At 40.2% G+C, this 23,884-nt stretch carries 19 protein-coding genes; 12 read left to right on the top strand and 7 right to left on the bottom strand.

Going from position 1 to position 23,884, the window contains the following annotated elements; all coding sequences use genetic code 11:
• Positions 1–40 precede the first annotated feature (40 nt).
• Entirely contained in the window at positions 41–811 is a 771-nt protein-coding gene (locus B5X60_RS11140) for a hypothetical protein (protein ID WP_079702764.1), read from the top strand.
• Here the strand turns inward: B5X60_RS11140 and B5X60_RS11135 are convergent.
• The 4 genes from B5X60_RS11135 to B5X60_RS11120 all read right to left on the bottom strand — a co-directional run bounded on the left by B5X60_RS11135 (position 808) and on the right by B5X60_RS11120 (position 3,898).
• A complete protein-coding gene (locus B5X60_RS11135) occupies positions 808–1,554 on the bottom strand; it encodes a lysophospholipid acyltransferase family protein (protein ID WP_079702763.1) in 747 nt (248 codons plus the stop codon). The two genes, B5X60_RS11140 and B5X60_RS11135, sit on opposite strands and share 4 nt — an antisense overlap.
• A gap of 32 nt (positions 1,555–1,586) precedes the next feature.
• A complete protein-coding gene (gene rnc, locus B5X60_RS11130; RefSeq protein ID WP_079702762.1) occupies positions 1,587–2,315 on the bottom strand; it encodes a ribonuclease III in 729 nt (242 codons plus the stop codon).
• Positions 2,316–2,386: 71 nt separating this feature from the next.
• Positions 2,387–3,640 carry a beta-ketoacyl-ACP synthase II gene (gene fabF, locus B5X60_RS11125; protein ID WP_079702761.1) on the bottom strand — a complete coding sequence of 418 codons (1,254 nt, stop codon included), beginning with the start codon at positions 3,638–3,640 and terminating at the stop codon, positions 2,387–2,389.
• 21 nt (positions 3,641–3,661) lie between these two features.
• Positions 3,662–3,898: an acyl carrier protein gene (locus B5X60_RS11120; protein ID WP_008508386.1), complete on the bottom strand. Its 237-nt coding sequence runs from the start codon at positions 3,896–3,898 to the stop codon at positions 3,662–3,664.
• 147 nt (positions 3,899–4,045) lie between these two features.
• On the opposite strand from B5X60_RS11120, the gene B5X60_RS11115 reads away from it, so the two are divergent.
• The 5 genes from B5X60_RS11115 to B5X60_RS11095 all read left to right on the top strand — a co-directional run bounded on the left by B5X60_RS11115 (position 4,046) and on the right by B5X60_RS11095 (position 11,296).
• On the top strand, positions 4,046–4,465 hold the full coding sequence (locus tag B5X60_RS11115; RefSeq protein ID WP_079702760.1) for an IPExxxVDY family protein: 420 nt from the start codon (positions 4,046–4,048) through the stop codon (positions 4,463–4,465).
• Positions 4,466–4,526: 61 nt separating this feature from the next.
• The gene (gene pyk / locus B5X60_RS11110; protein ID WP_079702759.1) at positions 4,527–5,957 is read left to right on the top strand and encodes a pyruvate kinase; all 1,431 of its coding nucleotides are present in this window, start codon (positions 4,527–4,529) and stop codon (positions 5,955–5,957) included.
• Between the two features lie 761 nt (positions 5,958–6,718).
• Positions 6,719–10,099, top strand: a complete 3,381-nt coding sequence (locus tag B5X60_RS11105; RefSeq protein ID WP_245803510.1) for a vitamin B12-dependent ribonucleotide reductase — start codon at positions 6,719–6,721, stop codon at positions 10,097–10,099.
• Positions 10,100–10,339: 240 nt separating this feature from the next.
• Positions 10,340–10,852, top strand: coding sequence for a glutathione peroxidase (locus tag B5X60_RS11100; RefSeq protein WP_079702758.1), 513 nt, complete (start codon positions 10,340–10,342; stop codon positions 10,850–10,852).
• A gap of 9 nt (positions 10,853–10,861) precedes the next feature.
• Positions 10,862–11,296 carry a nuclear transport factor 2 family protein gene (locus B5X60_RS11095; RefSeq protein ID WP_079702757.1) on the top strand — a complete coding sequence of 145 codons (435 nt, stop codon included), beginning with the start codon at positions 10,862–10,864 and terminating at the stop codon, positions 11,294–11,296.
• Positions 11,297–11,358: 62 nt separating this feature from the next.
• Here the strand turns inward: B5X60_RS11095 and B5X60_RS11090 are convergent, their stop codons facing one another.
• On the bottom strand, positions 11,359–11,949 hold the full coding sequence (locus tag B5X60_RS11090; RefSeq protein ID WP_079702756.1) for a porin family protein: 591 nt from the start codon (positions 11,947–11,949) through the stop codon (positions 11,359–11,361).
• A 367-nt stretch (positions 11,950–12,316) separates the two neighbouring features.
• On the opposite strand from B5X60_RS11090, the gene B5X60_RS11085 reads away from it, so the two are divergent.
• Positions 12,317–12,511: a hypothetical protein gene (locus B5X60_RS11085; RefSeq protein WP_079702755.1), complete on the top strand. Its 195-nt coding sequence runs from the start codon at positions 12,317–12,319 to the stop codon at positions 12,509–12,511.
• A gap of 67 nt (positions 12,512–12,578) precedes the next feature.
• Here B5X60_RS11085 and B5X60_RS11080 read toward each other — a convergent pair whose 3' ends face one another.
• Entirely contained in the window at positions 12,579–13,190 is a 612-nt protein-coding gene (locus tag B5X60_RS11080; RefSeq protein WP_079702754.1) for a porin family protein, read from the bottom strand.
• Between the two features lie 352 nt (positions 13,191–13,542).
• Between B5X60_RS11080 and B5X60_RS11075 the strand changes: the two genes are divergently transcribed.
• The 5 genes from B5X60_RS11075 (at position 13,543) to B5X60_RS11055 (ending at position 22,961) form a co-directional block, all read left to right on the top strand.
• Positions 13,543–15,258 carry a glycoside hydrolase family 3 protein gene (locus B5X60_RS11075; RefSeq protein WP_079703248.1) on the top strand — a complete coding sequence of 572 codons (1,716 nt, stop codon included), beginning with the start codon at positions 13,543–13,545 and terminating at the stop codon, positions 15,256–15,258.
• Positions 15,259–15,317: 59 nt separating this feature from the next.
• On the top strand, positions 15,318–18,626 hold the full coding sequence (locus B5X60_RS11070) for a UvrD-helicase domain-containing protein (protein WP_079702753.1): 3,309 nt from the start codon (positions 15,318–15,320) through the stop codon (positions 18,624–18,626).
• The gene (locus B5X60_RS11065; RefSeq protein ID WP_170878435.1) at positions 18,623–21,502 is read left to right on the top strand and encodes a PD-(D/E)XK nuclease family protein; all 2,880 of its coding nucleotides are present in this window, start codon (positions 18,623–18,625) and stop codon (positions 21,500–21,502) included. The genes B5X60_RS11070 and B5X60_RS11065 overlap by 4 nt, the downstream gene beginning before the upstream one ends.
• 138 nt (positions 21,503–21,640) lie before the next feature.
• Positions 21,641–21,922 carry a four helix bundle protein gene (locus B5X60_RS11060; protein WP_170878434.1) on the top strand — a complete coding sequence of 94 codons (282 nt, stop codon included), beginning with the start codon at positions 21,641–21,643 and terminating at the stop codon, positions 21,920–21,922.
• Between the two features lie 49 nt (positions 21,923–21,971).
• Positions 21,972–22,961, top strand: coding sequence for a pyruvate dehydrogenase complex E1 component subunit beta (locus B5X60_RS11055; protein ID WP_079702751.1), 990 nt, complete (start codon positions 21,972–21,974; stop codon positions 22,959–22,961).
• A 118-nt stretch (positions 22,962–23,079) separates the two neighbouring features.
• On the opposite strand, the gene B5X60_RS11050 is transcribed toward B5X60_RS11055, so the two are convergent.
• Entirely contained in the window at positions 23,080–23,553 is a 474-nt protein-coding gene (locus tag B5X60_RS11050) for an Lrp/AsnC ligand binding domain-containing protein (protein ID WP_079702750.1), read from the bottom strand.
• Positions 23,554–23,884 lie beyond the last annotated feature (331 nt).

Here is a 23,884-nt window from a genome sequence, read left to right as displayed (position 1 = left end):
GGATTAAACGTCTCTCTAATTACTAATTTTGAATAATCGGATGAAGCGTAACCTATTTAGGATTTTTTTGATAACCACGTTTCTATTGTGGGCTGCTCACGTACGCGCACAGCAGAACACCGTTCAGGGCTTGGTCCTTGAAAAATCGGGGGTAGCCCGGATTGCGAATGTTTCTATAACTAATAAGACCTCAGGTGCCAGGGTGTTAAGCAATGAATTAGGAATGTTTAAGATTCTTGCTTCGGCCGGCGATACCTTAGTGCTTTCTAAATCCGGATATAGCGATATCATCAAACCATTACTATCTATGGCCGACCTTATCCTGCAAATGCAGCGCGTGATTGAGCTGGATGAGGTAAAAGTAACGGGACAGAGCAAGAAGGAAGAACTGGACGAATTTAAAGACCAGTATCGGAAAAAGGGTTCTTTTTATGGCGGTAAGCCACCGTTGTTGGCCTATGTGTTTCAACCGGTTACCGCTTTGTATGAGCTGCTTGGTAAAACTCCCAATCAGGCCCGGCGATTCAATTTGTTTTATCTTAAAGAACTGGAACAAACGGAGATTGACAGGCGATTTAACTCTTTTGCTGTCAGTAAAATAACAGGTCTGACGGATAATGACCTTAAGAATTTCATGGTCACCTACCGCCCGGATTATGAAAGTTTGTCGAAAATGGATGAATACGCGTTCATTAATTATGTGAACAGATCTCTGGAAATATTCAATAAATCAGGCCGGCCGAAAGGATTGCTCAGTTTACCTCCATTACCAAAAGCACCGGATCTCACTGAAAAGAATTTGAAGTATTAAACCGCTTTTTCGATAAGCGCGTTCATTTTACCATATACACTCGCTTTCAGTATTTCCAGATCTTCCGGGACGAACCCGCTAACATCCACCGGTTGGTCAAATACACAGGTTATGACCCCTGGTCGGGCTGCGAAAGGATCTGACCTCGGGAACAAATTTCTTGCGTTCAGAATTACCATTGGGGCAATGGGTGTTTGTGTTTCGATGGCTAATCGGAATGCACCATCATAAAAGTCAGCTAAAGGCTCAGCACTTCGGTTCATCGTTCCTTCGGGAAATATCAGAATCGATTGTCCTTTCGAAAGATCCTGTTTTAGTTCATCGACACTTCGTTGCCTGCTTTCTTTGCTGGCCCGGTCGATCATTACCACAACTTTACGGTATATAAGGCCGAAGACGGGAATTTTCACCATCTCGATTTTCCCCAGAGGTCTGAATGAGCCAGGAATCGCCAGGACAATGGCTACAGCATCCAGATAGGAATTATGGTTACAGACATAGATATACGCGGTGTCGGGATTAATGGCTGCTTTGTTCCGTGTTTGGATACGATAGAACGACAATAGACAAAATATCCATCCCCAAATATTCAGGAAGAAAAAGATAATATCTGAGCTTCTTTTGCCTTCAAAAAGTGCTGAGGAGATAAAAATAAAGGGGAGTACGAGGAGCATTGCCGCAATGAAGGTCACAAAGCCCCATATCATGAATATCAGCGAACAAAATCGTTTTATTCCATTCATAAAGCCTGGTTCTTACTGACACCATGCAGATTTCAGATACTCAAAAGCTCGCAGGATTTTTCCGCCGCAAGCTTTTCAGCATTTTTTTTGTTGTAATCACGCCCGATACCGCAGTAATCACCATCTACAGTTACCTGAATTGTAAATAACTTCGAGTTTTCTCCTTCTGCGTTAGGAACTAAATCAAAGGAAATATCTTTTCCATGACGCTGACACCACTCTATAAGCTTGCTTTTGAAGTTAGTTTCAGTAAGCTCAAGGGTGTGGATGTCAATATGTGGTTTAATGATCCGGGTGATCAAAAAGTCGCGGGTGAAATTATAATCTTTATCCAGGTAAATGGCGCCGATCATAGCCTCAAAAGTATCGCCGAGCAATGAGCCCTGTTTGTTGGAGTATGATAGGATTCTGGTATCAAATTCAATAAGTTCATCCAACCCAAGACGTTTTGCCAGTTGATTGAGATTTGATCGGCTTACGATCTTCGAACGCATTTCAGTAAGAAAACCCTCATCTTTGTAAGGGTACATCTTAAAAAGCAGTTCGGCTATTACAGACCCGAGAATAGCGTCACCCAGGAATTCTAACCGCTCATTACTATTCTTGGTGCCGTTCTTTAATTCTACCGCTACCGAACGATGGCGAAATGCCATTCTGTAAAGTCTTAAATTTCCAGGTACAAATCCAAGCAGATTTTTTAACGACCTGACGTACTTCCGATCCGGAGATAAATAAAGTTTGTAAATTCTGGAAACGGGCATCAATGAATATAAATCGGATAAAAGACTAACTAATATACAGTTTTATGATCCGGAATAATTGAAGGAAGGAATTATGCTTTATATTTTTTGAAAATAACGGAGGCATTATGACCGCCAAAGCCAAATGTGTTCGACAATGCAGCATTTACCGTACGTTTTTGAGCCTTATTGAAAGTAAAGTTCAATTTTGGATCAAAGCCCGGGTCATCGGTAAAATGATTGATCGTAGGAGGTACAATATCATTTTTAACAGCCAGTATAGCTGCAATAGCTTCTACAGCACCAGCAGCACCGAGTAAGTGGCCAGTCATAGATTTTGTTGAGCTGATATTAAGTTTAAACGCATGTTCCTTAAACAGATCTACAATTGCTCTTACTTCACTAATATCTCCAAGAGGAGTAGAAGTTCCGTGAACATTTATGTAATCTATATCTGACGGATTTAACTCAGCATCGCGTAAGGCATTAGTCATTACAAGCCTTGCGCCCAGCCCCTCTGGATGCGGCGCTGTAATGTGATTTGCATCGGCGCTCATTCCGCCACCAACTAATTCAGCATAAATCTTTGCGCCACGTGCTTTAGCATGTTCAAGCTCTTCAAGTATTATACTTCCTGCTCCTTCTCCTGCTACAAATCCATCACGATCTTTATCAAACGGCCTTGAAGCTGTTTTTGGATCGTCATTTCTGGTAGAAAGAGCATGCATAGCATTAAATCCACCCAAGCCCGCTTCGTAAATTATTGCTTCTGATCCGCCGGATACAATTATATCAGCCATATTGAGGCGGATATAGTTGAATGAATCGATCAGGGCATTAGTTGAAGAAGCACAAGCGGAAACTGTGGAAAAATTAGGGCCGCGCAAGCCGTGCCGAATCGAAATATGGCCCGGAGCAATATCCAAAATCATTTTTGGAATGAAGAATGGATTAAATCGTGGAGATCCGTCGCCGGTAGCAAAGTTAGTTACTTCATCAGTGAAGGTTTTAAGTCCACCGATACCAGAACCCCAAATTACACCGATACGGTTGGTATCTAACGAAGGGAAATCTAAGCCAGCATCTTTAATAGCTTCATCTGAAGCGGCAATAGCATAGTGTACAAATGGATCGAGCTTACGTGCTTCCTTTTTATCCAGAAAGTCCTCAGGGTTGAAGTTCTTTACTTCACAGGCAAACTTTGTTCTGAATTTCTCAGGGTCGTAATGAGTTATAGGACCGGCTCCGCTTACCCCATTGATTAAACTATCCCAAAACTCGGGTATAGTATTGCCAATTGGAGTAAGCGCACCTAATCCTGTAACAACAACTCTTTTAAGCTCCATTTATATGAGGGTGTCGTAAAATTACTTTACGTTCTTTTCTAAATAAGCGATAGCTTGACCAACGGTGCCGATTGTTTCAGCCTGGTCATCAGGGATAGCTACGTTGAATTCTTTCTCAAACTCCATGATTAACTCCACGGTGTCTAATGAATCAGCACCAAGATCATTGGTGAAAGATGCCTCTGGTGTAACTTCACTTTCGTCAACACCTAATTTTTCAACGATAATTGCTTTAACTCTTGAAGCGATATCAGACATGGTTTTTTAGTTTAATTGTTAAATAATTCTGTGCAAAGAAAAATAAATTCTGTCAATTTTCAAACCTTTTTGTTTTGGGCTGACATATATCATACAATTTAAACCCTAAAGCGTTTTAGTTTTGTAATTTTAACTTTTCTTATCGGATTGAATAAAACTACTTTAAAATTTGAATTGGACCTTGACTTTGTGTTGGTAGCGATCACTGCACAATTAAAGGATTATATGTTTTGTTATAAAATTAATAAGCAACTGGGTATTGATTTTTCTAAAATTAATGATTTAGAGATGTTATTCAGTGCGGATCAGGAATTATTTTATTTCAGCCGTTACTTCTATTTGTCCGCTGAATCTGAGACCGAATATTATATCCTGGCGAATAAGGGATCCGAAGGATTTTTGGTGCCCGAAATGAGGACCGTAGATTTCTTTTTGCTCATACGCAATTACATTGACCAGGAGGATCTCAAGCGCATAATATCGGGTATAAATAAGATTCCTGAGGTGTTGGTAGCCGCCGAAGTTGATCCTAAAAAATTGAAATCCAAAGAAAATCTCATATTTTAGCCCGTTGGATGGTGTACTCGGTACACTAATGATTAGAAATTACTTATTAAAAACATAAAGGATGAAAGCGGTTCATAACAGAACTAAAATTGTGGCCACACTCGGCCCTGCCTCTTCGAAGAAAGAGGTTTTGTTGAGTATGATAAAGGCTGGTGTAGATGTTTGCCGGTTAAATTTTTCTCATGGGGGCCAGGCCGACCATCAAAAGGTTATTGATATTATTCGCGATATAAATAAAAAGTATAAGACTAATGTGGGTATCCTGGCCGATCTTCAGGGTCCAAAGATCCGTATTGGTTTGGTTAAAGATGGCGGTATAAACCTCGTTGGCGGTCAGAAGATAGAAATCACAACAAAAGAATTAATTGGTGATGATAAGCAGATTTATATAACCTATCAAAGCTTTCCAAGTGATGTCCGCGCAGGTGAGATCATTTTACTTGATGATGGAAAGATTCAAATGAGAGTTCTTTCAACAAACAATAAGGATTCTGTACTCTGCGAGGTTGTCTATGGTGGTAACCTGACTTCGCGTAAAGGTGTAAACCTCCCAAATACAAAGGTTTCCATTCCAAGTTTGACGGAGGAAGATTTGAATAACCTGGAGTTTGCATTGAAAAACGATGTGGAATGGATCGGATTATCGTTTGTACGTTCAGTTGATGATATCATAGAATTAAAACGCATTATTGCAAGAAGTGGCAATGCAGCGCGAGTAATTGCAAAAATTGAAAAACCGGAAGCAATCGATAATATTGATGAGATTATTGAGGCGACCGATGGAGTGATGGTAGCTCGGGGGGACCTGGGTGTTGAAATGCCGATGGAACAAGTTCCGATGCTGCAGAAGATGATTGCTAAAAAATGCCGCGCAGCCTCAAAACCGGTTATTGTTGCAACTCAAATGCTGGAGAGTATGATCACTTCACCACGCCCGACACGTGCCGAAGTAAATGACGTTGCAAACTCTGTACTTGATGGCGCTGACGCTGTAATGCTGAGCGGTGAAACTTCTGTTGGCGACTACCCGCTGATTGTTATTGAAACGATGCAGAAAATTGTCAGAAATGTTGAGGAAACAGATTATCCGTTCAATAATCCTAAGGTTTTGAATATGGAATCAGCAACCTATATGGGTGATGCTGTTTGCGGTTCAGCAGTTTTCCTTGCTGAGAAAACTAATGCTGTCGGCATTATTTCCATGACCTCATCTGGTTACACAGCGTTTGAAATTTCGAGCTACCGGCCTAAAGCAGCTACTTTTATCTTTACAAGTAATGTCAAGCTTTTGAATACGCTCAGCTTATTATGGGGAGTTCGGGGCTTTTATTATGATAAGTTTGAAAGTACTGACAAAACTATCCGTGAAGTAAATCAGATACTCAAATTAGAGAAGCTGGTTGAATCTGGCAGTGTGGTAATAAATACTGCGGCAATTCCTATCGAGAAAAAAGGCAAAACCAACATGATCAAAGTCACAGTGATCGACTAGTCCAAACTAAAAATATCAATACAAAACTTTGTAAAAACGCTGGCTTTAGCCGGCTTTTTTTGTCCCATTCTTGGTGTTACTAAAAGCACATAAATCAGCACATTTTTTGAGTTTTCCACACACTTAACTTTCTTTAAACCATACTGTTACTAATTGATTAAGTCCTGAGGTGTCGATACACTAACAAGCTGTGGAAAACTCTCGTTCGATAACAGCTTAAGGGTAAGGTAATTTTACAAATAGAGATAAGCGCCAAGAATTCTCAGCGCTAGGAAGAAAACACTTTTAGTATGAGTGTAAAAATCTCTCGAGCAATTTACAAATCAACGTCCGTTTGTGTGGATGTATAGAGGAAGACAGTTCCCGCTGGTCTTCCTCTTTTTGTATAATCAAATATAGGAGATAGATGGGAAAGGGGAAAGCCAATATTTATAAACAATCGATCCAAAAGTGTTGATAACGCAATATTATTTTTGATGATTGTTAAAGAATCTGATGGTGATATAAACCCTTCTATCTGATATGTTTTTCGATGGAGTTAGTACTCATCTCTACCTCTTTTTGATTTAAGTTCGGTGTAGTAAAAATATTGGTTAAATGGCGTTTTTTTGAGTTTTCCACATAGATAACGGTCTTAAAACCATGATGTTAATATTAGATTGAGTGTTGAGATATAGATACACTAACAATCTGTGGAAAACTCTAATGATAGATCAAACGCGTCAACTGATAGATTTGATTAAAAACCTCTAAACTTTTTTTTGGAAGGTAAGTCACTCAGTAACAACATCAACGAGCTCACTAACAACATCAATTATAACATTATGGGTAAAGCATCTTCAAACACAGCGGCAAAAGGAACCGGAAAGGGTCTGGGTTTCCAACGCTATTTCACAAAAACAGGGGTAGACGTCTACGATCTGTTCAATTATGAAAAACGAACTTCAGTGATCCGCAACCCGGCGGGTGATGCTGTGTTCGAAATGAAGAATGTGGAAGTGCCCGCAAGCTGGAGTCAGGTGGCGACAGACATCCTTGCTCAAAAATATTTCCGTAAAGCAGGAGTTCCCCAGCCAGACGGATCTACTTCATCTGAAACCAGCATCAAACAGGTAGCACATCGTATGGCTAACTGCTGGAAAACATGGGGCGAGCGCTACAATTACTTTGCAAGCAAAGAAGATGCTAATATATTTTATGATGAGCTTGTTTACACCATTGTTGGCCAGCTTGCTGCGCCGAATTCGCCTCAGTGGTTCAATACCGGTCTTCACAGTTCGTATGGTATTACAGGAAAACCGCAGGGCCATTACTTTGTAAACCCGGAGACAGACAAACTGGAAAAATCAACTTCAGCTTACGAGCGTCCGCAGCCACATGCTTGCTTCATTCTATCGGTTAGTGATGACCTGGTAAACGACGGCGGTATCATGGATCTTTGGGTTCGTGAAGCGCGGATTTTCAAGTATGGTTCTGGCGTAGGAACTAACTTCTCTGCTATTCGTGGGGAAAGTGAAAAATTATCAGGTGGTGGCTATTCATCCGGCCTGATGTCTTTCCTTAAGATTGGCGACCGTGCTGCTGGTGCAATAAAATCTGGTGGTACAACCCGCCGTGCTGCAAAAATGGTTTGTCTTGACCTGGATCACCCGGAGATTGAAGGCTTTGTTAACTGGAAAGTTGAAGAGGAAAAGAAAGTTGCTGCTTTAATTGCCGCTGGTTATTCTTCAGATTATGAAGGTGAAGCCTACAGAACCGTTTCCGGACAAAATTCAAACAACTCAGTGCGTGTGCCAAACAGCTTTTTTAAGGCATTGAATGAGGGCGGCAACTGGGATCTAATAGGACGTATCAGCGAAAAACCTGTCAAATCAATTTCTGCAGAGAAGCTTTGGAATGATATCTCTTTCGCTGCATGGGCATGTGCTGATCCCGGTATCCAATACGATACGACAATTAACGAATGGCATACATGCCCTGAGGGTGGCCGGATCAACGCGTCAAATCCATGTTCAGAATATATGTTCCTGGATAACACCGCTTGTAACCTGGCTTCAATCAACCTGGCGCATTTCTTCGATCCTCAAACGCTAATCTTTGATGTTAAAGGGTTTGAACATGCTTGCCGTGTTTGGACTGTAGTTCTTGAGATATCAGTACTAATGGCGCAGTTCCCTTCTAAGGAAGTTGCCCAATTATCTTACGATTACCGTACTCTTGGTTTAGGATATGCTAACCTGGGCTCTATGCTGATGGTAGCTGGTATTCCTTACGATAGTGATAAAGCACGCGCTATTGGTGGAGCAATTACAGCGGTTATGACCGGCACAGCTTATGCAACTTCAGCTGAAATGGCTAAGGAGCTCGGCACATTCAAAAAATATAATGAGAATAAAAAGCATATGCTGCGTGTAATGCGCAATCACCGCTATGCTGCTTATAACAACGACGCCTATGAAGGCCTTGAAATAGCACCTCCGGGAATCGACCCTAAATTCTGCCCTGATTACCTGCTGTCTGCAGCTTGCAACTCATGGGATAAAGCGGTTGAATTGGGTGAAAAATACGGTTACCGTAATGCCCAAACTACAGTAATTGCACCCACAGGTACTATCGGATTGGTTATGGATTGCGATACTACTGGTATCGAACCTGATTTTGCATTAGTTAAATTCAAAAAATTATCTGGAGGCGGTTACTTCAAGATCATCAACCAGGGAGTTCCTGCTGCGCTTCGCAATCAGGGTTACCAGGAGCATGAAATTGAAGCAATTGTAAATTATGCTAAAGGTACGGCAACTTTACAGGGTGCTCCGCATATCAATTTTGACAGCCTTGCTGCAAAAGGATTTACTCAGGATGAGCTTGAGAAGATCGACAAATCTTTACTAGCTGCATTTGAGATTGGCTTTGTATTCAATCAGTGGAGCCTTGGTGAAGAGTGTTTAAACCGTCTAGGATTTAAGGCTGACCAATATTCATCTCCTGATTTCAACCTTTTACGCGCTATTGGGTTCAACCGCCAGCAGATCGCGGAGGCAAATGAATTCATCTGCGGTACAATGACTGTGGAAGGCGCACCTTACCTGAAGGAAGAGCATTATCCAATTTTCGATTGTGCAAACAAATGCGGTCAAAAAGGGGAGCGCTTTATTCATGCTCATGGTCACATCAAAATGATGGCAGCTGCACAACCTTTCTTGTCAGGAGCGATTTCAAAAACTATTAATCTTCCGAACGAAGCAACCGTTGATGAGATTAAAGACTGCTATGAATTATCATGGAGATTGGCTTTGAAAGCGAATGCACTCTACCGTGATGGTTGTAAACTTTCTCAGCCATTGTCAACTAAATCTTCAGACAGCAAAGAAGACAAACTGGATACAGTGGAAGAAGTGCTTGGTGAAGCTGGAAATGTGAAATTGAGCGACCTTACTGCAGACCAGGTCCTTGAAGCGGCAAGAGCAATCTTGGAGCGTTCAACGGATACCAAATTCAAACGTCAATTATCATCTGTTGTAGAACGGAAGAACCTGCCAGGCAAGCGCGGTGGATTTACACAAAAGGCTGCAGTTGGCGGGCAGACAGTTTTCGTTCGCACTGGAGAGTACGAAGATGGAACTCTAGGTGAGATTTTCGTGGATATGCACAAGGAAGGTGCAACATTCCGTTCCTTGATGAACTGTTTTGCAATCGCTGTGTCTGTTGGCTTACAGTATGGTGTACCTTTGGAGGAGTTTGTAGATAAATTTACCTTCACCCGTTTTGAGCCATCAGGTATGGTGAGCGGACATGATAATATAAAGAGTTCGACTTCAATAATCGACTATATCTTCAGGATGCTTGGTTATGAATATCTGAGCCGGACAGACCTTGTCCACGTGATCACTGAGCAAAAAGCTGTTTTGGGAAATCCTCAGATGGCTGATGAAGATGTGAATACTGATACATCAAATACCCTGGCAGAGGCGTCGGTATCAAATCCGGCAACAGCATCCAATTTTAAGCTGAAGCCAGTACTTGACATTTCAGGAGGTGGTCAGTCGGATGCACCGGCTTGCGGAAATTGCGGGCACATCATGGTAAGATCGGGCACTTGTTACAAGTGTTTGAACTGCGGTACCCAGGGCGGATGCTCATAAAGATGTTCATAATACCCGGGTTTTAGTTTCCGGTTTTAGTTTTGAACTGTATGTTAAATTGAGGAAGCCTCGTGAAAGCGGGGCTTTTTTTTACCTGAGGTTTTTTAGGATAAATAAGTCGTGAAATCATATCTATGTAATAATCATACAACTAGACGCTTTAATATTTGAATTTTCCCAAACTTATATAGTAATTTTATAATCCCTCTAAACGTGGGATAAAAAACTAATTATAAACACATGAAAACACTTGTATTAATTCTGGCAATGATCTTGTCGGCAGCACCTTCGACCGTCTATACTTTCAAGGTTCATAACATTGACGGAAAGACATTAGATCTGAAAAAATATAAAGGTAAGAAGATCCTTATTGTAAACACTGCATCCAAATGTGGCTATACAAAACAATATGCTGATCTCCAAAAGCTTTCTGACGCGTATAAGGGTAAACTGGTAGTAATTGGTTTTCCGGCTAATAATTTCGGTGGACAGGAACCTGGTGAAAACCTGAATATAAAAGAATTCTGTCAGAAAAATTTTGGTGTCACCTTTCCACTTGCTGAGAAAAGCAGTGTAAAAGGAGCTGACATTAATCCATTATTCAAGTATTTGACTACAGCAGAAAACCCTGATTTCACCGGTGAAATCAAGTGGAATTTTGAAAAATTTCTGATCGATGAGAATGGAAAGCTTGTGCACAGATTCCGTTCTGCGGTTACTCCAATGTCTCCTGAAATCACAAAGTACTTATAATCTGTAGTCATGAAAAAGACTCTTAGTGCAATTTTTCTTGCCTTAGCAATAGTTTCTAATGCATTTTCCCTTTCAATTGCTGATGATCAGAAGGATCTTTCAGCAATTGCTGACGGCTTTGCAGTTGCCATGTCGAAGAAAGATAAAGCCTGGATGGAAGCTAATTTCAACAACGATTGTATTACCTATTCCCCTTCTGGTGAGCAGTTAAATAAACAGGCGACCATTTATGCATTTTCAGGAGGTGTCTATAATATCAGCAAATCCTCCGCTAATAACAAAACATTCAAGGTAACTGATAATGATGCTGGCGGATCTGCAGATTACACTGTTGAGGGGGATATGTCGGGGAACGATATCTCCGGAACTTATAAGCTATCTTTCAAGTTTAAAAGGACAGACACAGGATGGAAAGTTTCGGAAATACTGATACATGGTCAATAGCTAAAGCACATTCAAAAAAAAGCCCGCCAAATTTGGCGGGCTTTTTTTTTGAATGAAAGATCTTACTTAAATCCAAAAGCAAGACCAACATTAATAACCTGGTTTTTCAGATCGCTGTTACCAGAATCGTCGGAATAAAGGTTTTGTAAATCAGTTGCATAACTCGCGTTCAGCATAACTGAACCAAAATTATAACTCAAACCAACCTTACCACCTGCTAAAGATTTACGATATGAATCGTTATTCCCTTCGAAAGTTGTGGTAGAATTTCCATTAACCAGCTTTGTTTCCTGATCAAGAAAGAATGATACCTGTGGACCAGCCAGTATTCCAAAATTAGGTGTCAAGTTGTACTTGAACATAATTGGAAGATCTAAATAAGTAATCTTAGATTTTACTTCACTGTTCAGTGCAGTTGTAAATTCCGCTCCTTTTTGAGAGTACTCCAGTGATGGTTCAAAAGAAAATCCTGATGACAATGGAACGTTTGTGAAAACTCCCGCTGCCAAGCCTGTGTTAAATTCACTGTTAGGATCAGGGTCACCTGCAAACTTTGCAATGTTAACTCCGGCTTTAATTCCAAATTTTGGACTCTGAGCGTGTGCGAAACCTGCGACTAACAGGGCAACACTTAAAATAGCTATCTTTTTCATAATATTTAATTCATGATTTAATTAATCGCATGACATTATGAAACAATCATGCCAAGAACAATCTCCATCATCGATAATTCAATCGTTAAATATTATATAAACTGATTTACAAGTACTTAATTCCCCATCTTGGATGTTTAAACATCAAGTTATTTTTTGTGATACCCTTCACGAAAGTGTTCAAGAAAAAAGAATATCAGAGGGGTATTTTCCAAAAGTGTACAAAAAGAGGACAATTTAATTTAGTTCAAAATACTGAAAATCAGAATATTAAATCTGCAAATATGCAATTTGATCATTTTTTAAACCAAACAACACCCAAATTAGTTTTATAGGAGACAAAAATTTTTGAACAAAACACACAACTATGAAAAAGGTATTAATACCAATGTTATTTGCAGGGTCTGTTATCTTCGCATTATCGTCGTGCAGCGCCACACAGGAGGGGAGCAGCACCACTGATTCCATGAGTGTCGATAGCACTGCTGTAGATACGATGATGTCGGATACGACGATGAGAGATACGGTCGTAACGGATACCGTTAGAAAGGACAGTATGTAATTTTCTAAGCCAGTCAAAAAAAAATCCCATACTGTGACGTACGGGATTTTTTGTTTTCAGATTGATCTTATAATTTGATAGCAAGACTAGCTTGGAACACTTGATTCTTGTACAATGGTGTTTCGGATGTACCATTTTCATTATTCTTTTGGAAATCGATAGCGTACCGTCCGTGTAAGCTCAAGCTTTCTGTAAGGCCGATATTCAAACCGCCAACTCCGCCGAAAAGGCTTTTCCTTAAATTATCATTTTCCTCTCTTATGGTATTCTTGTAGGTATCAGATCCCTGGGTGAATTTCTCCGTTGTTGCCGTTAAAAAAGATACCTGTGGTCCAAGAACAATACTGAACCTATTTGTTGCATTAATCTTGGCGAGGATTGGTAACTCAATAAAGTTTGTGGTCACAGTATATTCATTTGGGCCAAATAATAAGCTTGTTCCTGAAGTCTTATACCCTTTCTGTGAAAACATCAGTTCGGGTGCAACGCTAAAGCCTGAAACAATAGGAATGTCGACAAAAATCCCTGCATTAAATCCCGGCTTAAGCTCCGTGTTAAAATCTTCATCACCTGTTTTAATGATATTTGCGAAGTTTGCACCTCCTTTGATTCCAAATGTTTGAGCATTTGCGGCTCCTGCCAGCAAAATGCCTATAGATAACATAACTAGTTTTTTCATGATTGTATTTTTTAATTGTTACCGGTTAAGAAAAAATTATGCCAAAAAACAATTAGCACCTTCTGAATGTTAATATCAGTCCTTCCCGACGTATCAACATTTTAAATTCTTATTTTTAACCCGCTAATTATTCTCGGGATGTATCTTGTTATATTATGCATCGTTTACATCTTACTCAATTGTGCCGGCATTTATTTGCTGAGAAAATTTTTGAGACCCAGACTTAAAGACAACCTTTCAGTATGGATGTTTAGCATTTCTTTAAGTCTGAGCCTTACATTTTTAGTAATATTGCTGGCATTAAGTTTATTCTCACATGATATTTTCACTTCTCTCTACTGACAAACCCCTTATGACTACAAAGTTTAAAACCCTACTTGTTATAATATTATTCTTTTTACCGGCATTGAGCATCGCGCAAACGCAGACTTCTTTTATTGAGTCGTTGAATGCCCCGAATGCCTGGGTAGATTCTGTATTTAAAAAACTCAACAAACGGGAACGTATCGCCCAGTTATTTATGGTGCGAGCACATACTGATAAAGGAAAAGCTTATGAGGATTCCATCGCAGGTGTAATTAAAAAAGAAAACATCGGAGGCGTTGTGTTTTTCCAGGGCGGGCCAGGCAGGCAGGCAATATTGACAAATCACTATCAATCGATTAGTAAAGTGCCCCTGTTAATTGCAATGGACGCCGAATGGGGACTGGGAATGCGTTTGGACAGTACAATTTCCTATCCATACCAGATGACATTAGGTGCTATTCAAAATAATAATCTGATCTATGAAATGGGAAGGCAGGTTGCCATGGATTTTAAGCGATTAGGAATGCATGTAAATTTTGCTCCTGATGCTGATATCAACAATAATCCTAAGAATCCGGTAATCGGATACAGGTCGTTTGGTGACAACAAATACAATGTTACCGCAAAGGTTGGTGCTTATATGAAAGGGTTACAGGACAACAATGTCATGGTGAGTCTAAAGCACTTTCCCGGACACGGAGATACCGATGTAGATTCTCATTACGATCTTCCTCAACTGCCATTTTCACGTGCACGACTCGACTCTCTTGAAATGTATCCGTTCAGAGAATTGATCAAGCAAGGTGCATCCGGAGTCATGGTTGCTCATATGAATATTCCAGCATTAGATAACACTAAAAACCTTCCATCAACATTATCCAAACCAATTGTAACAACCATTCTTAAAGAAGAAATGGGCTTTAAAGGCCTTGTTTTTTCTGATGCGATGGGGATGAAAGGGGTGGTGAAGTTCTTCCCTAATGGCGAAGCTGATGTACGTGGAATAATCGCCGGTAACGATGTAATTGAACTATCTGAGAACTCGGTTAGAGCTGTAAAACTTGTCCGTAAAGCGATCAGGACAAATCGTTTGAGCTGGGAACGTATTGATGAAAGTGTGAAAAAGATCCTTACTGCAAAGTATTGGGTGGGTCTTAATAACCTGCAACCGCTTAAAACGACCAATGTAGTGTCCGAACTTAACCGTCCGGAATCGATAGCATTAAATCAACGCCTCGCTGATGCCGCTGTCACAATTCTTAAAAGTGATAGTCAGATAAAGGGACTGGACAAAAATAAGAAAACCGCTATTATTACCATGGGTGCCGGACCTTCTAACACATTTCACAATATGCTAAAATCTGATCTTGATAACTCAGTTCATTTTATATTGCCGAAAGATGCTTCTGCAAATGATATAGCAAATGTAAACAAGGAACTTCGTAACTATGATCAAATTATAGTAGGTATTCAGGATATGCGTAAACGTCCTCCTGCAACTTTAGATTATAATAATAGCATGAAGTTATTTATTGCTGAGCTGGCAAAAATGAATAGTATCATGGTAGTATTTGCTAATCCTTACACTATTGCGGGCCTTCCTGGTATTGAAGCTGCCAAAACTATTGTTCTAAATTATCAGAATTCAGAAGAAGCGCAAAAGGCTAGTGCCCGCGTTGTTTCAGGTAAATTGAAAGCAGGGGGTAAGCTTCCGGTGAGCATTAATGCATCATTTACAAATGGAGACGGAGTAGTTCAGTAATGCAATGCAAGTATGAAATAGGATAGTTTAGTCACCTAAGTCCAAAGAAGAATCCGCACATGGCTCGCCATAAACCATTAAAGTTAATACGTGCATCGGCGGGTTCAGGTAAAACTTTCACGTTAACGGCCCATTACCTAATACTCCTTTTTAGCGGACCGGGGAAATATCGGGAAATACTTGCTGTAACCTTTACGAACAAAGCTACTGCAGAGATGAAGGAAAGAATCCTAAGTTCTCTGCAGGAGCTTGCAAGGTCGGGATATGAAAAATCCAAATTTAGTACCATCCTGCAGGAGTACTACCCTTCATTAAGTGATCAGGAGATAAGAGCAAAGGCCTCTGAAATTTATAGTAGTATCCTTCATGACTACAGCCGCTTTTCAGTAAGTACAATCGATGGATTTGTACAACAATTAATCAGGAGCTTCGCTTTCGAATTGAATCTTGACAGTGGATATAAGCTCGAGATGAATCAGGAAAAGGTCAAGGAGGAGCTTATCAAGGCGTTGAATTTACACCTGGAAAACGACCCGGACTTACTCGAATGGGTTACCAATCTGGCAATAGACAGGATTAGCGATGGCAAAGACTGGGATTACCAGCGTGCTTTGAAAGATCTCGCTAATGAGATATTTAAAGAACGGTATTATCCCTTTCAGGAGGCTATGCTTGCTATGGGCGACGAACAGGGAAAAGAGTTCAATAGTCTTAGGGAAATAGTTGGAGCGGGTATTAAAGAATTTAAGCATGCTATATTGGAGAAGGCGGTTGGCATCAAGGAAATCTTTGACTCCTCTGGGGTCGTTCAGGATGAACTAAATCAGAAATCAAGACATCCACTGCTCAAGCTAGAAAAAATCCTCAACGAGGAATTGTCACATATTTCCGCCCTTGAGAAGCTAATAGACGATTTCAGTGAATGGCCGCATGGATCATTAAGTGATACAAGCTCAGTGCAGGCATTATATGAGACTCTTAACCCCGAAATAAAATCACTGGTTCGAATTTATAATGAAGGCAGCGAGCAATATGAAACCTATCTCGCAATAAGCAAAAACAGCCCCTATCTGCGTTTAATGCAGGGAATGGCTGATCTGCTGAAAAATTATCGGTCCGAAAACCGAACCCTGCTGATCAGTGATGCCCAGCAACTGTTAAAAGGAATAACTGGTTCAGATGTAGATAATCCTTCTTTCATCTGGGAGAAGACAGGTAATAAATACAAACATTTTCTATTCGACGAATTTCAGGATACCAGTACCTTTCAGTGGATGAATTTTCTGCCGCTGATTAAAAATGCTATTGCCGAAAGCACGCGGGAGCAATCTGAGCATTTAGTAGTTGGCGATGTTAAGCAATCCATTTATCGCTGGCGGAATGGTGATTGGCGTATTCTGCACAGCAATGTGAGTAATGACCTTCTGGCAGATAATGTCAATCAGGAAAACCTGGGATTTAATCGGAGGAGCTCTGAAAGCATTATCCGATTTAATAATTTCCTTTATTCAAAGCTCCCAGGCCTTTTACAGCAACAGATCAATCAGGTCTTTACAGAAACAGCACGTGAACACCTGCATGATATTTGGGGCAGGGAGAATAACCTGCTTATCGAAAAAGCATATGAGGGAAGTATCCAAAATACCACTGAGCATACATCTAAAGGGGGACGGGTAGTAGTTAAATTTTTTTCTAAGGATGAGGATTTCGAGGATGAAGATGACCAGACAGTAGCCGCATCCTATACGATATCCAAACTGATTGAATTGCTTGAAGCCGGCGTTTCTATGAAAGATATCGGGATACTGGTTAAGACCAATCGCGAAGCTGAGGAAATATTAGATTGTATTTTTAATAGAAGTAATCAGGAGAAGCTGAGCAGGGCCGCCAACAAGAGTTTCCAGATTATTTCTGGTGAAGCCTTGAAGATCACAAACAATCCAGTAGTTCAGCTCCTGATCAGTACATTTAAGCTGCTCTTCGTTCAAGATCATGAAAATGGTATTTTCAAATCAGAGTGTGCCCGATTGTGGCACCAGGTTAAGCATCCTGAAAACGAAGTTGTCGATCTGGGAAGTAATGAGTGGATAGAACTTGCGACGAAAAATATCGCTGATCTTGATCATGTGCTGCCGACAAGATTATGCAGTGAATTTAATACCTTCAGACAACTTCCCGTTTCTGAGCTTTCGGAAAAGTTGATTAATATTTATGACCTCGGTTCAAATCGAACTGCCGTTAACATACCCTTCTTACTAGCCTTCAGAGATCAGGTAGCGGTCTTTTCCTCAGGAGGTGACCAGGGGATTGGTGAATTTTTAACCTGGTGGGATACTGAAGGTTCATTAAAGGCATTACCGTCATCCGACAACCAGGATGCCGTGCAGGTTTTGACTATCCACAAATCCAAAGGGCTTGAGTTCAGGGCAGTGATTATTCCTTTCATAACCTGGAAGCTAAATACTGCAAGTGGATATATAAAGAAGCTACTGTGGGTGGATGCAGGGGCAGCTGGATTCGGCAAGTTTAAGTCATTGCCAGTCGACTATAATAAGGGACTTGCATCCACCGCATTTGCAGAGAATTATTTTGAAGAGATGTTGCTCAACTACATGGATATTATAAATACTCTGTATGTAGCAACCACCAGAGCCAAAGATTATCTATATATGATTTGCCCCAAATTGCCAAAAAAACCAAAATCGGGGGCCATCAATGATATTCAACTCGTTCTGTCAGATCTCCTGAGTTCGACTGGAGCCAACGATCCGCAATTTATTCATGAAGATGACACTTTCTTATTTGGTGAAACTTCATTGAAACCTTCTGCTGTCATTGAAGACGAAAATGATTCATTGATGGTTAGTGTTTATCAGGTGAACGAAGAACTAACCGAACGATTTAAGAGAAATAATCAAAAACAGAATACCTGGTTTAATGCCCGTCAGCGTAAAGGCGTTGTATTACATAAATTACTTGAAACCATCAGTAGTCTTGAAAATGTAGATAAGCTCATAAATGAGAAAGTACAGGAAGGCCTGATCAGAAGGTCGGAAAAATCCGAAATAAGAGCGGCCGTTCAGGATGTTTTAATGCATGATCAAATTCATTCATGGTTTAGTACCGCAAAAGCAATTATAAGTGAAAAGGATATTATCTTGAGCGAAGGGGTGATTAAAAGACCGGATAAATTATTCGTTTTTGATGACTATGCCGTCCTGCTTGATTTCAAATTTGGTGCTGAACATGGGAAGTACGCTGATGATATCAGATTATATCGCGAAAGCCTGGTGAATATGGGTGAGTTTAAAGAAGTTCATGCTTATTTATGGTATGCTCAGGAAGGCAAACTACAGAAGGTCGAATGATGAACCGCAACAAGTTTTTATTTCGGGTAGCGGAAGATCTCCTGATTCGTTTTGGAGATGATCTCCAGAATGTGGCTATAGTGTTCAATAACAAGAGGCCCCAGCTTTTTCTTAAAAAATATCTTTCTGAAATTAGCGGAAAGCCCATTTGGAGCCCGCATTTTTATACAATTCAACAATTCTTCTCCCGTTCAACGACAAGGGCAACCGCTTCGCAGCTAAAGCAATTTTTCGTCTTGTTTACAGAATATAATCTGTTACTGAAGTCAGAAGGTCGGGAACCAGTTACCGCTGATGTTTTTTATCCGCTAGCTGAAATTATAGTGTCAGATTTCTCTCAAATTGATTATTACCTGGCAGATCCTGCAAAGGTTTTTAATCTCATAGGAAGTATTGCCGAGCTGCAGTATCAGTTTCCCAATTTTGAAGAAGAGCAGCTTGAGTTTATGAAATCTTTCTGGTCTTCATTCTCGGGGGAAAAGCAAAGTAAAATTCAGGAGAAGTTTATTGAGATGTGGCATCGCATGCCGGTTTTGTATCAAAATTTTCATAATAAACTGCAAGCTCATGACCTGGTGAGCAGCGCCAAAATGTATAGGAATCTTGCTGAAGGTAGTTCAGCGGTGCCTGGATTTTTAGATCAGTTTTCACATGTTGTATTTGTTGGATTTAATGCGTTGTCTAAAGCAGAGGAGCTGTTATTTAAAAAATGGCAAGACGACGGCATATGCTCCTTCTACTTCGATGCGGACGAACATTATTTCGGTGATCTAAGACAGGAAGCAGGACATTTTATACGCCGAAACATCAATACGGTTGGTTTATTAAATAGGTTCGAAATTTCTGAGAATACAATTAACAATCCTGCAAAAGATTTTACTATTGTTCAGGCTTTGGGAAACATTGCGCAAGGGAAATTACTCAGTAATCTGCTTTCAAATGTTGATGATGAGAAACCAGACAGCAGAGCTATAATTCTTGCCGACGAGTCCTTATTGCTGCCGGTATTGCAAACAGTCTCTGATGATAGCTTGAACATCACAATGGGTTATCCGTTTGAGCAATCTGCAGTGTTTGGTTTGTGCGATTTGTGGCTGGGAATTCAAGAAGAAATTGCCGCAGGTGATCAGTTTTCAGTTTCGTATAACCGGGTCTTGTCGTTTATATTAAATCCTCTTGTAAATATTGACGACATTCAACGTGCTCGTGTTCATCAGGAAATTGTTGAAGGAAAAAAGGCGCGTTTTGATCTTGCCGAACTTCAAAAAATCAGCAAGGTCAGCGCTCTAATATTTTCACCTTACAAAAACCCATCGGATAGCATCCGAAATTTTGGCAGTCTTTTGCTACTGGTATCCGAAGAACTCGAAAATTTGCGTAAGCTCGACAGCCTTCTAATTACTGAGGCCGTCAAAACATTAAATTTGTTGTTAGACAGTTTTGAAGAGATTGAGCAAAATGGCGACTTTTCTGCAATGGGATCTAAGTTTGTTTTCCGGACGATCAGAAGAGCCCTCGCCGGATTATCCGTACCGTTTGACGGCGAGCCTTTATCTGGATTACAGGTAATGGGTTTACTGGAAAGCCGATGCCTTGATTTTGATGAACTGATTGTTCTTGGTATGAATGAAGGGGTTTTGCCAAAGGTTAGTATTACTCCGTCATTTATACCTGATAATGTCCGGAGAGCATTCGGCCTTCCAGTACTCGAAAATCAAAATTCAATCTTTTCTTACTTTTTTTACCGGCTTCTGCATTGTGCAAATAAAGTAACGCTGGTCTATAATGGCATAACTGATGAAAAAAGTACGGGTGAGGAAAGCCGCTTTATCAAACAGCTAGAATTTGAAACAAATTGCAAGTTCAGGCATTTGATTCAGCAAAACCAGCCTGTTGAGAATTATGGAGAGCAACGGATAATAGTCGAAAAAATAGGGTTCGTTCGTGAAAGATTAGAAAAATACCTTCACCGAAATCCGGAAGTTAAATACGAAAAGAAAATATCTGCTACAGCATTTACAGATTATGTAAGTTGTCCTCTAAAGTTTTTCTTTAGCCGGGTCGCAGGATTAAAAGAGCCTAAAGACTTGCCGGATCAAATTGGTGCAAACCTGGTGGGCACTATGTTACACACAGTAATGGAAAGCTTTTATAGAACCTCTGTAGGCATTGAAATATCCGCAGATTTTATAATGCAGCGCCAACACGAACTCCCAGCTTTGTGTGCTGATGCACTTGCACTTGCGTTGAATACCGATCCTAAGAATCCCATAAAAAAGCAGGATGCTTTGCAACAGATTGTATTAAAGGTTATTGAGCAATATGCTCTGAAAATTCTGAAACATGATCGGAGCCTGGCGCCGTTTCACATTATCGAACTGGAAAACCGGGAAAGCTACACCCCACTGGTAAAGCTCCAGGTTTCTGGAGGAGAGGAGAGTGTGAGGCTATTAGGTATTATTGATCGCGTCGATTCTCATCATGGAAAAATCAGGATCGTAGATTATAAGACCGGAAAAGATCAATTGAAGTATAAAGATTTCGATAGCCTCTTTTCGGACGAAGGAAAAGATCAGAATAAGGCATTAATCCAAACGCTTTTCTACACCTATGTATACGAAAAATCAAAAGGGGTAAAGAATGTTGAGCCACATCTTTATACAGTTAATGACTTTAAAGGCGGCACTTTGTTCAGCGAGAAACGAAAAGGTGGCCTGCAGCTATCGGACCAGAATCTCGATTTTTTCAAAGAGCAGTTTGAGCTCAAACTCATAGAAAAGCTAAATGAGGTTTTCGATGTGAACATTCCCTTTGTTCAAACTAAAAATTTGGATACCTGTAAGTATTGTCAGTTTAAAAAGATTTGTCAGAGATAAAGGGGGAGATTATGAATACGAATTATACCTTGTAAAACCAGCCTTTAGATGCCGTTAGTTCGATAGAACTCTCCAAAACGGATGTAGTTATATATTAATCAAATCACAAGCCTATTTCGCTTCCTATTTTGCAGGCATATGAGGGATAATAAGTTCCTGACCAGTGAAAAGGGTGAATTAGTACTTTCTAAACAGGTCTTAAGATGTGGCGCTTCCATTAGTGCAAATGTCGAAGAAGCTGTCGGAGCACTGTTAAAGGCAGATTTCATTTCAAAGTTATTAATAGCTTACGCATTATCTTACCCCTGCAATCAGCGAAAGTCTAATAAAGTAAGTCGAAGAATCACGCAGCATAATTGGACGCATTCAGCAATCAGCAAAGCAATCTTGATTTTTACAATAGCCTATCGTAATTCCTAATTGATAATTCGTAATTGATGGGTATATTTGCGTTCCAAAATTCAATTAGATGAGAGAAATACAGTTCAGAGAAGCACTTCGTGAGGCATTAAATGAAGAGATGCGTAAAAACGACAAAATCTTTTTAATGGGTGAAGAAGTTGCTGAGTACAATGGAGCGTATAAAGTAAGTCAGGGAATGCTTGATGAATTTGGCGCTAAACGTATAATCGATACACCTATTGCTGAGCTTGGCTTTGCTGGTATCGGTATCGGCGCTGCAATGAACGGTTTAAATCCGATCATTGAGTTCATGACTTTCAATTTTTCTCTAGTTGCTATTGATCAGGTAATCAACGCTGCTTCTAAAGTTTTGTCAATGAGCGGCGGACAATTTTCCTGTCCTATAGTTTTCCGTGGACCAACCGGTAATGCTGGTCAGCTGGGAGCGCAGCACTCTCAGAATTTTGAAAACTGGTATGCTAACTGTCCCGGACTTAAAGTTGTTGTCCCTTCAACTCCATATGAGGCTAAGGGTTTACTTAAGCAAGCAATCATCGATCCGGATCCGGTAATTTTTATGGAGTCTGAGGTTATGTATGGCGATAAGGGTGAAGTTCCTGAAGAAGAATACTACATCGAAATTGGTAAAGCTAATGTCGTTAAAGAAGGTACAGATGTAACAATAGTTACATTCGGAAAAATGCTTTCACGCGTGGTGTTGCCTGCCGTTGAAGAACTAACTAAAGAAGGGATAAATGCAGAAGTAATCGATCTGCGCACGGTGCGTCCGATTGACTATGACACCGTCATCGCTTCAGTAAAGAAAACAAACAGGATGGTTTTTGTTGAAGAAGCATGGCCGCTCGGATCGATTGCAACCGAGGTGGCATTTAAGGTTCAAAAAGACGCCTTCGATTTCCTTGATGCACCAGTTCTCCGTGTAGCTTGTGCCGATGTGCCGTTGCCGTACGCTCCAACCTTGATAAAAGAAGCTCTTCCAAATGCTGAGAAAGTTATCTCGGCGGTTAAGAGTGTAATGTATCTGGAAGCTAAATAGGATTGAGCTCTATAAGAAAAAGGCATCTGTCACCGACGGATGCCTTTTTTATTTAATTCGAATTTAACGAAGGTTCAGGCTGGTTTAGTAAACAAGACCTTTAGATGTCCTTTTTGCATTACTGCAAGGTAATTTGACGTTTGATACTTTCTTCCAATGAGATAAATGTTTCTGTACGTTGGATTCCTTTAACTCCCTGGATATCCTCATTGAGCACATGCCTCAAATGATTTGTATCCCGGCAGATTATCTTCGCAAACATGCTATATAACCCAGTGCAATAATGAAGTTCTACAATTTCCTTTATATTTCTAAGATTCTCGACGGCGTCTTTATATTGAGATCCCTTTTCCAGGAATATACCAAGGAAGGCACAAATATCATAACCAATTTTTTGTGGATCTATCATTAGATGGGATCCTTTAATAACACCAATGTCTTGCATCTTCTTCATACGTACGTGTATTGTTCCACCAGAAACAATCAATTTTTTGGCTATTTCGGTGTATGGGATAGTTGCATCTTCCATAAGTACCCCCAGAATTTGTAAATCCAGATTATCAGGTTCGAAATTTTGGCTTCTGTTTTCCATTCTCAATTATTATATTCTTAATGATTTGCTAAAATAATTATTATAAATGTAAAAATTAAATTAAAATGTTAAAATATTTGCAAGGAATTGCGAGTTGCTTTACATTTGTATCAAGCAATCAGGAATAATTGAAAGCTTACACACTGTAGGGTGGTGAAATTTGGCAGACACACCTCCTCGTCTCGGTGGCGAAGATTTGGGAAATACCGTAAAAGGGAAATAACTGCTTCGTGAAGGTTCGACTCCTTCCCCTACAGCAAACCTTATTCAACAGGTTTATAATTGGTTAGTTTAAATAAGCTCCTGCCCATCAGGAGCTTATTTTATTTTT

The organism is Daejeonella lutea (assembly GCF_900168015.1).
GTDB lineage: Bacteria > Bacteroidota > Bacteroidia > Sphingobacteriales > Sphingobacteriaceae > Daejeonella > Daejeonella lutea.
Note: the sequence above shows the minus strand (reverse complement) of the source record. Positions and strands in the feature narration are given on the sequence as shown.

Coding starts and splice junctions, on each gene's coding strand:
- B5X60_RS11140 (WP_079702764.1), top strand. CDS start 41: ATGAAGCGTAACCTATTTAGGATTTTTTTGATAACCACGTTTCTATTG.
- B5X60_RS11135 (WP_079702763.1), bottom strand. CDS start 1,554: ATGAATGGAATAAAACGATTTTGTTCGCTGATATTCATGATATGGGGC.
- rnc (WP_079702762.1), bottom strand. CDS start 2,315: ATGCCCGTTTCCAGAATTTACAAACTTTATTTATCTCCGGATCGGAAG.
- fabF (WP_079702761.1), bottom strand. CDS start 3,640: ATGGAGCTTAAAAGAGTTGTTGTTACAGGATTAGGTGCGCTTACTCCA.
- B5X60_RS11120 (WP_008508386.1), bottom strand. CDS start 3,898: ATGTCTGATATCGCTTCAAGAGTTAAAGCAATTATCGTTGAAAAATTA.
- pyk (WP_079702759.1), top strand. CDS start 4,527: ATGAAAGCGGTTCATAACAGAACTAAAATTGTGGCCACACTCGGCCCT.
- B5X60_RS11100 (WP_079702758.1), top strand. CDS start 10,340: ATGAAAACACTTGTATTAATTCTGGCAATGATCTTGTCGGCAGCACCT.
- B5X60_RS11095 (WP_079702757.1), top strand. CDS start 10,862: ATGAAAAAGACTCTTAGTGCAATTTTTCTTGCCTTAGCAATAGTTTCT.
- B5X60_RS11090 (WP_079702756.1), bottom strand. CDS start 11,949: ATGAAAAAGATAGCTATTTTAAGTGTTGCCCTGTTAGTCGCAGGTTTC.
- B5X60_RS11085 (WP_079702755.1), top strand. CDS start 12,317: ATGAAAAAGGTATTAATACCAATGTTATTTGCAGGGTCTGTTATCTTC.
- B5X60_RS11080 (WP_079702754.1), bottom strand. CDS start 13,190: ATGAAAAAACTAGTTATGTTATCTATAGGCATTTTGCTGGCAGGAGCC.
- B5X60_RS11075 (WP_079703248.1), top strand. CDS start 13,543: ATGACTACAAAGTTTAAAACCCTACTTGTTATAATATTATTCTTTTTA.
- B5X60_RS11070 (WP_079702753.1), top strand. CDS start 15,318: ATGGCTCGCCATAAACCATTAAAGTTAATACGTGCATCGGCGGGTTCA.
- B5X60_RS11065 (WP_170878435.1), top strand. CDS start 18,623: ATGATGAACCGCAACAAGTTTTTATTTCGGGTAGCGGAAGATCTCCTG.
- B5X60_RS11060 (WP_170878434.1), top strand. CDS start 21,641: ATGAGGGATAATAAGTTCCTGACCAGTGAAAAGGGTGAATTAGTACTT.
- B5X60_RS11055 (WP_079702751.1), top strand. CDS start 21,972: ATGAGAGAAATACAGTTCAGAGAAGCACTTCGTGAGGCATTAAATGAA.
- B5X60_RS11050 (WP_079702750.1), bottom strand. CDS start 23,553: ATGGAAAACAGAAGCCAAAATTTCGAACCTGATAATCTGGATTTACAA.